12 protein-coding genes are annotated in these 14,508 nt (G+C 39.0%); 10 read left to right on the top strand and 2 right to left on the bottom strand.

What is annotated here, in order from left to right; genetic code table 11:
* Window positions 1–77: 77 nt before the first annotated feature.
* Entirely contained in the window at window positions 78–1,124 is a 1,047-nt protein-coding gene (locus ACP6L2_RS15860) for a YncE family protein (RefSeq protein WP_440510274.1), read from the bottom strand.
* Window positions 1,125–1,134: 10 nt separating this feature from the next.
* Window positions 1,135–2,256 (bottom strand): alpha/beta hydrolase, encoded by a 1,122-nt coding sequence (locus ACP6L2_RS15865; protein ID WP_440510275.1) that lies wholly within the window; start codon window positions 2,254–2,256, stop codon window positions 1,135–1,137.
* 191 nt (window positions 2,257–2,447) lie between these two features.
* On the opposite strand from ACP6L2_RS15865, the gene ACP6L2_RS15870 reads away from it, so the two are divergent.
* From ACP6L2_RS15870 to ACP6L2_RS15915, 10 genes are all read left to right on the top strand, one after another.
* Complete coding sequence (locus tag ACP6L2_RS15870) at window positions 2,448–4,796, top strand: TonB-dependent receptor (protein WP_440510276.1); 2,349 nt, start codon at window positions 2,448–2,450, stop codon at window positions 4,794–4,796.
* 33 nt (window positions 4,797–4,829) lie between these two features.
* The gene (locus ACP6L2_RS15875; protein ID WP_440510277.1) at window positions 4,830–6,083 is read left to right on the top strand and encodes a hypothetical protein; all 1,254 of its coding nucleotides are present in this window, start codon (window positions 4,830–4,832) and stop codon (window positions 6,081–6,083) included.
* A 196-nt stretch (window positions 6,084–6,279) separates the two neighbouring features.
* Window positions 6,280–7,782, top strand: a complete 1,503-nt coding sequence (gene atpD / locus ACP6L2_RS15880; RefSeq protein WP_440510278.1) for a F0F1 ATP synthase subunit beta — start codon at window positions 6,280–6,282, stop codon at window positions 7,780–7,782.
* 100 nt (window positions 7,783–7,882) lie between these two features.
* Complete coding sequence (gene atpC, locus ACP6L2_RS15885) at window positions 7,883–8,131, top strand: ATP synthase F1 subunit epsilon (protein ID WP_344674943.1); 249 nt, start codon at window positions 7,883–7,885, stop codon at window positions 8,129–8,131.
* 368 nt (window positions 8,132–8,499) lie between these two features.
* Window positions 8,500–9,390 carry a branched-chain amino acid transaminase gene (locus ACP6L2_RS15890; protein WP_440510279.1) on the top strand — a complete coding sequence of 297 codons (891 nt, stop codon included), beginning with the start codon at window positions 8,500–8,502 and terminating at the stop codon, window positions 9,388–9,390.
* The gene (gene ilvD, locus ACP6L2_RS15895; RefSeq protein WP_440510280.1) at window positions 9,374–11,074 is read left to right on the top strand and encodes a dihydroxy-acid dehydratase; all 1,701 of its coding nucleotides are present in this window, start codon (window positions 9,374–9,376) and stop codon (window positions 11,072–11,074) included. Before ACP6L2_RS15890 ends, ilvD begins: the two co-directional genes overlap by 17 nt.
* Window positions 11,075–11,264: 190 nt before the next feature.
* Window positions 11,265–13,007, top strand: a complete 1,743-nt coding sequence (gene ilvB, locus ACP6L2_RS15900) for a biosynthetic-type acetolactate synthase large subunit (RefSeq protein ID WP_440510281.1) — start codon at window positions 11,265–11,267, stop codon at window positions 13,005–13,007.
* Window positions 13,008–13,010: 3 nt separating this feature from the next.
* Window positions 13,011–13,601 carry an acetolactate synthase small subunit gene (gene ilvN / locus ACP6L2_RS15905; protein ID WP_440510282.1) on the top strand — a complete coding sequence of 197 codons (591 nt, stop codon included), beginning with the start codon at window positions 13,011–13,013 and terminating at the stop codon, window positions 13,599–13,601.
* Window positions 13,602–13,621: 20 nt separating this feature from the next.
* Window positions 13,622–13,999, top strand: a complete 378-nt coding sequence (locus tag ACP6L2_RS15910; RefSeq protein WP_440510283.1) for a glyoxalase superfamily protein — start codon at window positions 13,622–13,624, stop codon at window positions 13,997–13,999.
* 1 nt (window position 14,000) lies between these two features.
* The gene (locus ACP6L2_RS15915; RefSeq protein WP_440510284.1) at window positions 14,001–14,471 is read left to right on the top strand and encodes a DinB family protein; all 471 of its coding nucleotides are present in this window, start codon (window positions 14,001–14,003) and stop codon (window positions 14,469–14,471) included.
* Window positions 14,472–14,508 lie beyond the last annotated feature (37 nt).

Here is a 14,508-nt window from a genome sequence, read left to right on the forward strand (position 1 = left end):
TGTTTCATACTTAAAAAATAAATCTTTGTTAATAAATTGCCAATGAACTATGTCTTCATGGAAATTTCAAAACAGATTTAGTTAATCTTACTAATGGTATCTCCGTTTTTATCGACTACTACCGGTTGACCTTCAACGGGTCTACCACCCTTAGCTTTATTGATCACGTATGCCGTTCCTGTATTAGGATCGATTTTAACGTGGTTAGGAAGCGAACCTGTAGGCAATTCTTGTAATACCTCATAGGATTGTGCATCGATTACACTCGTTGTTCCAGTCTGTCTATTTGCAGAATAAATGCGTTTTTTGATGGGGTCATAAGCAATTCCAATGGCACCATTACCTGTAGGAATGCTTTTCAACAACGCACCATCCTCTGATAGTACGGTAACTGTTCCAGACTTTTGATTGGCAACTATCAGGTTTTTTCCGTCAGTCGTGATGTTTACCGGCGCTTCGCCTCCAGAAGGGAATTTCTTTTCTACTGCTTTTGTCTTGGTATTGACAACATAAATGGCATTTTCTCCAATTACTGTCAAATAAATCTTATCTGTTCCTTTTAAGAAAGTCATGCCGGTTGCTGTCTTTCCGAGGTTATCAATCTGATGTGAAAATTTATTGGTCTTTCCATCAATTACCCAAATGTTACTTGGATCACCCACATCTGATACATAGATTAGGTTATTTGTCTCGTCGACTAAAACCTCTCTGGTATGTGATTCTTTAGCACCATTACTGATGGTAGCAATCAACTTACCAGTTTGTAAGTCTACTGCGCTTACCGAATTTGTTCTGGTATTGCTAGTGTAAGCAACATGTGTTTTATTGTTGATGCCAATTCCAAATGGTGGATTCTCTTTCAACAAGATGCTATCGACAATCGCTAAATCCTTTGGATTAATTTTGTACAATGCTCCTCCTGGATTGGTTCTAGAACCGGCAGAAGTTACATAAATATGTCCATCCTTAGCACTGATCACAGCTTCATATATTCCAGTACCAGCTGGAGCCGATTTTTCTAACTTTTGAGCTTGAGCTTGGAAAGTAAAAACGAATAATCCAGCTAGCGTAAATAGCATTTTGCCATTTACGAACTTGTGTTGGTTGGTTTCAATTGTATTCATATAAATTATATTATTGTTTAGAAAAATGTCGTTCTTGCCAATACCCATAAAACTCTTTAAAAGCATATTGCCAATAATGAGCACTATGTTTACCAGATGGATGGGTATGGAATTCAATTTTCCCCGGGTAGATGCTTGTTATGTGTTGTATGTAATCCTTTAAATCTTGAAACATCTGCAATGGAGAAGTTACTCGGTTTTCCTTTTCACCGATATAGAAATAGATTTCTTGATTTTTATAATCGTCTTGTCTGGTAGTGTACTGCAAATCTGTCAAGGCATAAAGCGGTTCATGATCCAACCAGATAGATGGAGAAAAGGAAGCAATCGTACCGAATGTTTCGGGATAAAGTAAGCCAGCGTAAGAGGCCATTAATCCTCCAAGTGAACTACCTACCATGGCTGTTAATTGCGGGTCTTTACTCGTCCGATAATGCTTATCTACATATGGCTTCAAGGTATTAACGATATCTTCCAGGTAGGCTTGACCACGTGGATCAATTATCTCTGCCGTGGGATGAATCATGTATTCCTGTTCCCGGCGATCATAATCTTGTGCATGGTCAATAGCTACAACTATACTTGCTAGATCTGCTTTATCTATAGTTTCATCAACCCGCCATTCCACAGGTCCTGCACGTCCGACCGAAGTTGCCTCATCAAACAAATGTTGCCCGTCATGCATATACAGCACCGGATATTCTGCTTCTGATTCGGCGTATCCTTTAGGCAAATAAACCCATACACGACGGTAAACTGCTAATTCTGGAAAATAAAAGTGCTTGTCCAAAACCTGAACTTGTGGACTTGCAGTCGAGGCTGGAAAATCATCACGCCAAGCATCGATCTCCAAGTCGATGATCAAATCTTGAGTAACTTCAAATGAAGCCGCATCCAATAAACTTCCTTCTTTACTAGCACGCAAAGTGGAAAAGGAGCCTCTGGATAGTTTTAAATCCAATTCGCCTTCAGGGATTCCAAACAAGGTATAACTAATCCATTCCCCTTGAGCCGGAATATGACCTACATGCAAATGCTCCGGATCCCAATTATTAAAAGTACCCGCTAAGTAAAGTGGCTCGCCTATGTAGCGATCGCTATTGTTTAGAATATTTATTTGAACTTGATACAAGATATTAACCTTAGTGCAATAATTATTTCAACTTAATTGACGCAGCTAATTTAGAGAGATTCTAAACAAATTGCAATAATTATTTAGATTAAATATAAATAGCTATATATTTGCAGGAATATATTTAGAGAAAAGGGCCGTAAATGACAGTTCGTGGAGTTTTTATTTTCTTATTTTTTAGCTACTTATTTTTGTCAACCGCATTAGCACAAGAAATTGGCCAAGTGGCTATTAAAGTTTTAGATGCTACATCTCAGGACCTTGTTTCATCAGCTACAGTTCGTTTAGAATCTTATGAATCTAGTAGCAATAGTCTAGGTTTGGCACATTTCGAAAAAGTAAAGCCGGGTGCTTATATTTTGGAGGTTCAAGCAATCGGTTTTCACTTATTCCGGGATACCATCAATAAAAATGCGGGTGAAAATTTAAACCTAGAGGTAAAACTTCACCGGGAAACTGAAACAATAGAAGGCATAGAGGTTGTAGGAAGAGGACGTTTGGAAAAAGCCAAGCAAGAGCCTATTCGTTCGGTTATTATTGATACCCGTGCGATATCTGCACAAGCAAGCTCATTAACGGATATCATGAATCAAAGTCCGGGTATTCGAGTTCGGCAAAATGGTAGCTTAGGAAGTAAACCAGAATTGTCCATCAATGGATTTCAAGGAAAAGCGATTAAATATTTCAAGGATGGAATTCCCATCGATTATTTAGGTGAAGGTTATAATATGAGTGTTATTCCCCTAGAATTATTGGATCATATTCAAATCTATAAGGGGATATTGCCAGTGAATTTGGGTGCAGATGCCTTAGGTGGTGCTGTCAATTTGGTAAGCAATCAATCATCTGAAAATCAATTAAGGGCTTATTATGAGGTTGGATCTTTTCAGACTCATCGTGCAGGTATCACCAGTCATTTTTTCTCGAAGGATAAGCGTTTGGGCTATGGTCTAGATTTAAACTATAATTATTCAGCGAACAACTATAAAGCCTTGCTGGAGGTTCCAAATCCGGAGACCATGAACTTGGAAAAGCGACGGTTGTCTTTATACCACAACGCTTATAGAAACGCATTTGCTGAGGCCTATTTCAGTATTCGAGAACGATCTTGGGTTGATGAATTAAAGTTTTCCATATTAGGCTTTGACCTAGAAAAAGAGCAACAACATCCTGCCTTAATGACTGATGCCTATGGTGCTGTTTTGGGAAAACAACGTACTGTTGCCCCATCTGTTCGTTATCAAAAAGCCTTCTTTGACGGAAAATTAAAAATTGATCAATACGGTTCGTTTAATGACCTCATATCGCAACGTATTGACACCTTACATGGTCGTTACGATTGGTATGGCAACTTTAGCCCTAGAACAGAACCTGGAGAAAGTCGGTTAGCATCAAATTCAGAAATCCATGAAAAACAATGGTTAAGCAGAAGTAATTTATCCTATCAATTGAATCCATTCAGTAAATTGGAATTCAATTATGTGTTTTCGAATGTTTCCCGTTCGGGAGAGGATCCATTAGGACCAAAACTTCAGGGTACTGGAGAGGATATCCTTAGTCTACCTGCTAAATATCAAAAGCATGTTTTCAACCTGGGATTGGAAAACTACTTCTTTGGAGAGAAACTTCAAAATCAAATCATTGCCAAACATTATCGATATCTCGCATCTGGAATTAACAACACTTGGTTCTCTTCGGATATTAATTCGGATAATTTCAGGGAGGTCAACGGCAATTATTGGGGAGTAACAGAAGCTCTAAAATATCAGATCAACTCCAGGTCTTTAGTCCGGGGATCTATAGAATACAGCTATCGCCTTCCAGAGCGCGAGGAACTCTTTGGAAACAACATCTTTATCGTTCCTAATTTTGAAATGAAACCGGAGCGAAGTATTAATGCTAGCTTAGGTTATCAAAGTCGATTTTTCGACAAACTTCAATTTGAGTTTAATGGATTTTACCGTCGCACGAAGGATTTAATACTTTTGGTCCCCATTCAAGCACCAAATGCGCAATATCAAAACCAAGATCAGGTCAAAGGATTCGGGTTTGATGTGGATTTAGCCTACCAGCTTAACAAGAACTATAGGATAAGTGGAAATGCCACTTGGCAGGACTTACGCTTATTTGGCATTAGCAAACCTGTAGATAGTTGGAAAAACGAGGCGAGACTGCGGAATACACCTTATTTCTTTGCGAACCTGGCAGCACAGGCAAAATACGACAACCTGATTTCCCAACAGGATGAGCTTAAGCTTTTCTTACACTATAATTTCATGCGTGAGTTCTATTTAGAAACTATTTCTAAAGATTTAGAACCCGGAGGCTTTTTGGGACTGCAAGGAAGTGCCAATCTCAGCTCCAACTTAATCATCCCTAATCAACAATTATTGAATGTTGGTGCACTCTATAAATTCGCTCCTTTAAAATTTCATTTGGGAGCAGAAATCAGAAATCTATTGAATCAAGATTTATATGACTATTACCGGGTACAAAGACCTGGAAGAAGCTTTCATCTCAAATTAAGCTATCAATTCTAATATCAATAAAATATAAAACGTTATAATATGAATATGTTCACAAAAACAAAAGCCGGTTTACTTATAGCAATGGCTGTTAGTTTATTCGTTAGTTGCTCAGAAGACTCACCTACTCCTCCTGTTGAGACAGGAAAAGATAAATATGTATTAATTACAATGAGTGAAAACAAGCTAGATAAGCCAGGTTTTGCAACAGCATTTGATCAGTTGCCAAGTGGAAACATTGTCAATAATGGCAGCAACAGCTTTCAAGGTTTAGGATTCGGCGGATGGAGACCACAAGAAAATCGCTTATTTAAAATGTTTAGTTCACAGACCAACGCATTAGGTATTGAGGAATTAACAGTAGACGCACAGGGAAAAATTAGTTCCACTAAATTTATCGCCGGCGATAATAAGAGTAATGGCACAGGAAATTTTGTAATTGAAAATGCCAATTCAGGTTATTATTGGGATGGTGCAAAACCATTGGCAATACAGACATTCAATCCTGCGACAATGGCTAGAACCGGTGAAATGGATTTAACAGCAGTTGTCAATGAGCGAGGAAAAGATGTGCCAGAGATCTTATTCCGTTCCATTGGACAGAAGTTCTTGGCCATTAAAGGTGGTAAGCTTTATGCCAATGTGACCTATGCCAAGACAAATGCTGCGCAAAAAGGATTTTTTGATGATTATTTTCCAGATGTATATATCGCAGTCATTGATTTAGCAACCAAGAAACACGAAAAAACCATTAAAATTGAAGATACTGGATCCATCGCTTACATCAATGATAACAATATGTATGATTTTGATACCAATGGAGACCTATACATCGTGACCCAAGGTCGTACGGCTACTGGTGGAAAATCCAAAATTGTTAGGATTAAAGCAACAGAAACTGACATCGATAAGAGCTGGAGTTTGAATATGGATGAAATTCAGCCAGGTGGTAAATTTGTATCGGTATTTGCCAAAGATGGAAAGATCATCACCGTGATTCCCAATACTGCTTTGACCGGTGGAGCAACAGGGAATATCAATTTTGAAGATGTATGGGATTTTTACAGCATTAATATTTCGGATAAGGTAAAAACCAAGATTTCTGGTGTCCCTTCAGTTACAAATCCCGGAGCGGCATTTTGTGCGATAGAAATTGATGGAAAAATATTATTGCGAGTAAACACGAAAGATGGCAGTCAAAACGGTTATTATGAATTGACAGGGACAACAGCAAAATCCTTGTTTAATGTAACGGCAGGAGGCTCTGTATCTGGATTATATAAGGTTACTTTAAAGAATTAAGAGCAGGAAAAATTATTACAGAAAGCATCGTTTATAGGGCTGTCAGAGCAGTATAAATGGGCTTATAAAAAAAATAATAATTTATTATGCATATCCCTTTTGGTTTTAAGGAGATAAAACTTATTTTTGCATTCCGAAATACAGGATGTAAAACAAGCTGTATTTAAATTGATTAATAAATTTTAGTCCCTATAATATGCCCAATATTGGTAAAATAGCGCAGATTATCGGCCCAGTGGTTGACGTCAACTTTGCCGACAATGAAAATCTTCCTAAGATTTACGATGCATTGTACATTGAAAAAGAAAATGGACAACGTATTGTATTAGAGGTTCAACAGCACTTAGGTGAAGAACGTGTTCGTACGATTGCGATGGATGCTACCGAAGGATTAGTTCGTGGTATGCAAGTAGTAGACACCGGAGCACCTATCAAGATGCCTGTTGGCGAAGAGATCAAAGGTCGAGTATTTAACGTTGTTGGAGATCCAATTGACGGTATTCAAGCATTGAACAAAGAGAACGGTCGTGCTATTCACAACGTACCTCCTAAGTTTGAGGATTTATCGACAGAATCTGAAGTACTTTTCACAGGTATCAAGGTTATCGATTTATTAGAGCCTTATGCAAAAGGTGGTAAGATTGGATTATTCGGTGGTGCCGGTGTAGGTAAGACCGTATTAATTCAGGAGTTGATTAACAACATTGCAAAAGGTCACGGTGGTCTTTCGGTATTTGCCGGAGTAGGCGAGCGTACTCGTGAGGGTAATGACTTATTGCGTGAGATGTTGGAATCAGGCATTATTAAATATGGTGAACATTTCATGGAAGGCATGGAAAAAGGCGAATGGCCTTTGGACACTGTTGACTTGGAATTGATGAAAGATTCAAAATGTACTTTCGTATTCGGACAGATGAATGAGCCTCCTGGTGCTCGTGCTCGAGTAGCTTTATCTGGTCTTACTGTAGCGGAATACTTCCGTGACGGTGATGGCGAAGGACAAGGACGTGACGTATTATTCTTTATCGATAATATCTTCCGTTTCACTCAAGCAGGTTCTGAGGTATCGGCTTTATTAGGTCGTATGCCTTCAGCAGTAGGTTACCAACCTACATTAGCAACCGAGATGGGTTTAATGCAAGAGCGTATTACTTCCACTAAAAACGGTTCCATCACTTCAGTACAAGCAGTATATGTACCTGCGGATGACTTAACTGACCCTGCGCCAGCTACTACATTCGCCCACTTAGATGCAACTACTGTATTGTCTCGTAAAATCTCTGAGTTAGGTATCTACCCTGCGGTGGATCCATTGGATTCTACTTCACGTATCCTTTCTCCAGCAGTTTTAGGTGATGAGCACTACAACACAGCACAACGCGTAAAAGAAATTCTTCAACGTTATAAAGAACTTCAAGATATCATCGCCATCTTAGGTATGGACGAGTTATCTGAAGAAGATAAATTAACAGTACACCGCGCACGTCGTGTACAACGTTTCTTATCACAACCATTCCACGTAGCTGAGCAGTTTACAGGTTTGAAAGGTTGTTTAGTAGACATCCAAGACACCATCAAAGGATTCAACATGATCATCGACGGTGAAGTTGATGAATACCCAGAAGCATCTTTCAACTTAGTAGGTACTATTGAAGACGCTATCGAAAAAGGTAAGAAACTATTAGCAGAAGCAGTGTAAATTAGTAGATAGTATTTAGTAGTTAGTAATTAGACCTAACTACTAAATACCTGGTTTAGGGTCTAAATACTTTATACTAACTACTAAATACTAATAAAAAATGAAATTAACAGTAATTACTCCAGACAAATTAGCTTACGAAGGTGATGTAACAGCAGTTACAGTTCCGGGATCGGCGGGTTCCTTTCAGATTCTGAAGGACCACGCGGCTATTGTGTCTACGCTAGAAGATGGCAAAGTCATTATTAAGAATATTAATGATGAGCTAGTCATTATTATTAAAGGTGGTGTGGTCGAAGTAAAGGACAACAATATCATCATTTTAGCGGAAGGAATCGTAGAGAATTAGATAGCTAAAATAAAAGATAAATAGCCCTTAAAACTTCAAAGTTCTAAGGGCTATTTTTTTGCACTTTTATCACACTTTTTCTCATTTCAGGAAGAATTTTCGAGATTTTTGAAAAATCTTGAAAATGACGCTACTATACCAATTTTAATTTTAGTCTACTAACCACAAAACTAAAATTGACAATTTGCTATTATAAACAAAATAAAATTTTACATTAATTGAATATTCGAAATAATAAACTTTATCAAAATACTTTGTTCGGCTATTGTAAAGAATTTTTATTCAAGCTAACTTAACGAAGTAATAAATTCCAATGGTTTTTATGGGATTTTGCTAAGGTGTAATTATCAAAACAAAAGGTAGGTTTTATGCAGTATTACAATCAAGACACGATGATCTATTTAAACGGCGAATTTGTGAAAGCAAATAACGCTGGTGCAGATCTATTCGGACAATCCTTACATTATGGATATGGTGCATTTGAAGGCCTACGCGCTTATAGTACCCACAATGGTACACGCATCTTTAAAGCGGAAGAACATTTTGATCGATTAAAGCTTTCTTGCAAGGCAATTGGTCTTCCCTATTCTTGGGACAACCGCGAGTTGATCGAAAAGACTTATGAGCTTTTGGAAGTAAATAACCTTCGTGCAGCATATATCAGACCCTTGGTATATTCTGGATCCAATATGCACTTGACCGCATCCAGCTCTGCCAACGTGATGATAGCAGCATGGGAATGGGGACCTTATTTAGGACAGAATTTATTACGCGTAAATATTTCACGTATTGAACGCCCTAATCCGAAGTCCTTTCCTATTGACGCAAAAGTTTCTGGTCAGTACATCAATTCGATTTTGGCATCTAGTGATGCTATTCAAAAAGGTTTTGATGAAGCCTTATTGGTGGATCAAGAAGGGTTTGTCGCACAGGCATCTAGTGAGAACTTATTCATTGAGAAAGACTTTAAAATCTACACCCCACCATTGGGAAACATCTTCCCAGGAATTACAAGGGAAACTGTCATCGATATCTGTAAAAGTTTAAATTTCGATATCATCGAAAAACGCTTAACCATAAAGGATATCTATGAAGCTGATAGTGCATTTTTAAGCGGTACTGCGGCAGGCATCATCGGAATTAAACAAATAGACGATGTACATTTCCGAGAAGACTGGGAAGACAGCATCGGATCATCTATCCAACGAAAATATAAAAACTTAGTATTAGAGCAAGAGAATTATGAAGTCATCATCTGATAACCAAAAGGGAATCAACAAATACAGTCGCATCTTCACACAGGATGAGACACAGCCAGCAGCCAAAGCCATGCTTTATGGTATTGGTCTTACTGATGCCGATATGGAGAAAGCTCAGGTAGGAATCGCTAGCATGGGTTATGATGGAAACACCTGTAACATGCACCTGAATGATTTGGCAGCAGTGGTCAAAAAGGGTATTTGGAACTCGGATCTAGTCGGATTAACCTTCGGTACTATTGGGGTGAGTGATGGAATGAGTAACGGTACGGACGGTATGCGTTATTCTCTAGTTTCTCGTGATGTTATTGCTGACAGCATAGAAACAATTTGTGGTGGTCAATACTATGATGGCGTTGTTGCCATCCCAGGATGTGATAAGAACATGCCGGGTGCTATTATAGCAATGGGTCGTTTAAACAGACCTGCTATCATGGTATATGGTGGTACAATCGCGCCTGGACATTATAAAGGTGAAGAACTGAACATTGTATCAGCCTTTGAAGCCTTAGGAAAGAAAATCGCTGGCACTATTTCCGATGAGGATTATGATGGGGTTATCCGTCATACTTGTCCGGGAGCTGGTGCTTGTGGAGGTATGTATACAGCAAATACCATGGCTTCTGCAATCGAAGCAATGGGAATGAGCTTACCTTACTCCTCTTCTAATCCTGCTGTTTCTGAAGATAAACAAAAGGAATGTTTAGAGGTTGGAAAATACATCCGCATCCTATTAGAAAACGATATTAAACCTTCTGATATCATGACACGCAAGGCATTTGAAAATGCGATGCGTATTATCGTAATCCTAGGAGGTTCTACCAATGCAGTTTTACACTTTATCGCTATGGGTCATGCTGTTGGTGTGGATATTAGTCCTGATGATTTCCAACGTATGTCTGATGAAACGCCAGTACTTGCAGACTTCAAACCATCGGGTAAATTCTTGATGCAAGATTTACACCAATACGGTGGTATCCCAGCAGTAATGAAGTACTTATTGGACGAAGGCTTATTGCATGGTGACTGTATAACGGTTACAGGAAAAACAGTAGCAGAGAATTTAGCTTCTGTGAAATCCATCATCGATTATAATCAACCAATCATCCATAAGTTGAATGATCCAATCAAAGCCACAGGTCACTTGCAGATCTTATACGGCAATTTAGCTGAAGAAGGTTCAGTAGCAAAGATTTCTGGTAAAGAAGGAGAGCGTTTTACAGGTCCTGCCCGTGTATTTGATGGCGAGCATGATTTGGTAAAAGGATTGGAAACAGGAAGAATTAAATCGGGAGATGTGGTGGTGATCAAGAATGAAGGTCCAAAAGGAGCACCAGGAATGCCGGAAATGTTAAAACCTACATCCTTAATTATAGGAGCAGGCTTAGGTAGCTCAGTAGCTTTAATTACCGATGGTCGTTTCTCTGGAGGTACTCATGGATTTGTAGTGGGACACATTACACCAGAATCCTATGAAGGCGGATTAATCGGCTTAGTTCAGGATGATGATATCATTGAAATTGATGCTGTAAATAACACGATCAATCTGAAAGTCTCCGACGAAGAGATCGCTGCCCGCAGAGCAGCTTGGCAACAACCAGCTTTAAAAGTTAGCAAAGGAGTATTATATAAATACGCTAAATCCGTAGCTAACGCATCGAAAGGTTGTGTGACAGATCTTTAGGAAGTATATAGTAGTTAGTATTTAGTAGTTAGACCTATTGGCGTGCTATTAAACTTCTAAACTACTATAGGAAATGATAGTGGGTAGTTATAGATATTGTCTAACTAAAAAATCATAAACACTAAATATTTACTACTCATTTTCGAACTAAAGGTCTTAATACTAAATACTCAATACTAAATACTATAAAATGAATACACTTGAAACAACGGAGACAAAGGACGCTAAGACAACAGCTGCGACGACCCAAATTAGTGGTTCTAAAGCAGTCTTAGAGGCCTTAATCCACGAGGGAGTGGATACCGTATTCGGGTATCCAGGCGGTGCTATTATGCCGATCTATGATGCATTGTATGATTACAATGATCAATTGAAGCATATTTTGGTACGACATGAGCAGGGAGGAATTCATGCTGCACAAGGTTATGCGCGTACATCTGGACGTGTTGGTGTAGCATTTGCAACCAGTGGACCTGGTGCTACTAATCTAGTTACCGGATTAGCAGATGCCATGATTGACAGTAATCCTATTGTCTGCATTACAGGTCAGGTATTTGCTTCTCTATTGGGAACTGATGCTTTCCAGGAAACTGATGTCGTCAATATCACTACTCCTGTCACCAAATGGAACTATCAGGTAACTGATGCAACCGAGATTCCAAGTGTATTGGCTAAAGCATTCTATATTGCACGTACTGGACGTCCAGGACCTGTATTGATCGATATCACTAAAAATGCACAGATTCAACTCTTCGATTACGAAGGTTATGAACCTTGTAACCATATCCGCAGTTACCGTCCTGCTCCAATAGTTCGTAAAGAATATGTGGAAGAGGCAGCTAAGGTGATTAATGAAGCGAAGAAACCTTTCGTTTTATTTGGCCAAGGTATCATACTAGGAAAAGCTGAGGAAGAATTTAGAGCATTCCTTGAAAAGAGTGGATTCCCAGCAGCTACTACCGTAATGGGCTTAAGTGCATTGGAAACAGACCACCCACAACATGTTGGAATGTTGGGTATGCATGGTAATTATGCGCCAAACGTTATGACCAATGAATGTGATGTATTGATCGCTATTGGTATGCGTTTCGATGACCGTGTAACGGGCCGTTTGGATAAATATGCGAAACAGGCGAAAGTTATCCATTTGGATATTGACCCTGCAGAAATCGATAAAAACGTTAAAACGACCGTTCCTGTTTGGGGGGATTGTAAAGAGACTCTTCCTTTATTAACAGACCTTTTAGAAGTTAAAGATCATTCGGCATGGTTGCAACAATTCCGTGAATTGGAAAAAGAAGAGATTAAGGAAGTCATCCACGATGAGTTAAACCCTACTTCTGACATCATGACCATGGGTGAGGTTATCAAGGTCTTAAATGAGCTAACTGGAGGGGATGCAGTCATCGTTACGGATGTTGGTCAGCACCAAATGATCACTTGTAGATACGCGAAGTTCAACCAATCTAAATCCAACGTAACATCTGGTGGATTAGGAACTATGGGATTTGGATTACCAGCTGCAATTGGAGCTTGGTATGGTGCACCAGATCGTGATGTAGTCGCTATTATCGGAGATGGTGGTATACAAATGACCATCCAAGAGTTGGGAACCATCATGCAGTTTGGAGCGAAGGTGAAGATTTTAATCCTGAACAATGAGTTCTTAGGTATGGTGAGACAATGGCAGCAATTGTTCAACGACAAGCGTTATTCCTTTGTCAATATCACCAGTCCTGACTTCGTAGCGGTAGCTAAAGGATACTACATTGAAGGAAATAAAATCTCTGCACGTGAGGAATTAAGAGACGCCTTAAAAACCATGTTAGATCATGACAAATCCTATTTATTAGAAGTTATGGTAGGCAAGGAAAACAATGTTTTCCCAATGGTTGCTCAAGGAACAAGTGTTTCAGAAATAAGATTGAAATAAGAAATGGAAAAGCAAGAATATACCGTAACCCTATATACTGAAAACTCCATCGGGATGATTGGACGCATCTCAGGAATATTCTCCAGACGTAAGATCAACATCGAGAGTTTGAATACATCACCTTCAGAGGTGGAAGGTATTCACCGCTTCACGATCTTAATTACCGAGTCTGAGGAAGTGGTTCGTAAATTATGTCGTCAGATCGAGAAACAAGTTGAAGTGTTGAAAGCTTATTACAACACCAATGATGAATTGATCTGGCAAGAGCAAGCGCTATATAAAGTGCCTGCTGATATCATTGCTGAAAAAGCATATGTAGAGCGATTGTTGCGTCAATACGGTGCGAATGTAGTCGTGATTAGAAATGACTATATTGTATTCGAAACGGCTGGTCACAGAGAGGAGATTGATCGTTTAACAGAAGAGTTAGGCAAATACCAGCTTATTGAATTTGTCCGCGGGGCTCGTATCGCTATCATTAAAGATAGCGCAGGTTTCCACTCGAAACTGAAACAGTTCGAGCAGGAGGAGCCTTCGGAAGAAGTGGTAGGCAATGAATACCTCGATCAGCAAGACAAGGTTTTCACCATGTAAGCTTTAAACAATAGAATTCCATGCAAATAACACAAGTCACTCCTATTTTCCGCATTTTTGATTATGCCAAAGCCATCGAGTTTTATATTGATTGGCTAGGTTTCAAGATCGATTGGGAACACCGTTTTGAGGATCATTCGCCTATTTATATGCAAGTATCCAAAGATGGCATGACTTTGCATTTAAGTGAGCATCATGGAGATGCGACACCAGGAGCAAGAACCTATATTATTTGCACAGATCTAAAAGCTTATCACGAAGAACTTAGTAGAAAAAACTATAAATACAATAGACCGGGCTACGAAAAGACATTCTATGGGACCTATGCAGTTCAAGTAACTGATCCCTTTGGAAACCACATTACTTTTAACGAGCCTATTGAACAAAAGGAGGATTAATATGGATCAAGTTTTCAAATTCATTATAGACAGTCGTCAGGCATTCATCAAACTTTTGGATACATTGACCTTAGATCAACTTAATGAGATACCAGTTGGTTTCAACAACAACATCATCTGGAACTTCGGACATATCGTTGTCAGTACACAGACCCTTATTTACACGCGTACTGGGATTCGCGAAGGGGTGAACTGGGTGAAATATGTGGACTCTTATGCTAAAGGGACTAAACCAGCTTACTTCGTAAAACAAGAAGAAGTTGACGAGTTAAAAAAGATCGCTATAGAAAGTATCGAAGCTATCCAAGCAGACTATAAAGAGGGTGTTTTTGATATCATTACCCCTTATGAGACTGGCACATACTTCGCGACTTTAAATTCCATAGAAGACGTATTGGTGACCACAAGTGGGCATGACAATATGCACTTCGGCTATGCAGTAGCACAAAAACGTATAATCAACAATCAATAAATAACACAATTCTGAAAAGAAAATATTAAAAAGAAAG

Source organism: Sphingobacterium lactis (genome assembly GCF_051951495.1).
Classification (GTDB): domain Bacteria; phylum Bacteroidota; class Bacteroidia; order Sphingobacteriales; family Sphingobacteriaceae; genus Sphingobacterium; species Sphingobacterium lactis_A.

Excerpts from the sequence above, each read along its gene's own strand:
- ACP6L2_RS15860 (WP_440510274.1), bottom strand. The coding sequence starts at position 1,124 with ATGAATACAATTGAAACCAACCAACACAAGTTCGTAAATGGCAAAATG.
- ACP6L2_RS15875 (WP_440510277.1), top strand. The coding sequence starts at position 4,830 with ATGTTCACAAAAACAAAAGCCGGTTTACTTATAGCAATGGCTGTTAGT.
- atpD (WP_440510278.1), top strand. The coding sequence starts at position 6,280 with ATGCCCAATATTGGTAAAATAGCGCAGATTATCGGCCCAGTGGTTGAC.
- atpC (WP_344674943.1), top strand. The coding sequence starts at position 7,883 with ATGAAATTAACAGTAATTACTCCAGACAAATTAGCTTACGAAGGTGAT.
- ACP6L2_RS15890 (WP_440510279.1), top strand. The coding sequence starts at position 8,500 with ATGCAGTATTACAATCAAGACACGATGATCTATTTAAACGGCGAATTT.
- ilvD (WP_440510280.1), top strand. The coding sequence starts at position 9,374 with ATGAAGTCATCATCTGATAACCAAAAGGGAATCAACAAATACAGTCGC.
- ilvB (WP_440510281.1), top strand. The coding sequence starts at position 11,265 with ATGAATACACTTGAAACAACGGAGACAAAGGACGCTAAGACAACAGCT.
- ilvN (WP_440510282.1), top strand. The coding sequence starts at position 13,011 with ATGGAAAAGCAAGAATATACCGTAACCCTATATACTGAAAACTCCATC.
- ACP6L2_RS15910 (WP_440510283.1), top strand. The coding sequence starts at position 13,622 with ATGCAAATAACACAAGTCACTCCTATTTTCCGCATTTTTGATTATGCC.
- ACP6L2_RS15915 (WP_440510284.1), top strand. The coding sequence starts at position 14,001 with ATGGATCAAGTTTTCAAATTCATTATAGACAGTCGTCAGGCATTCATC.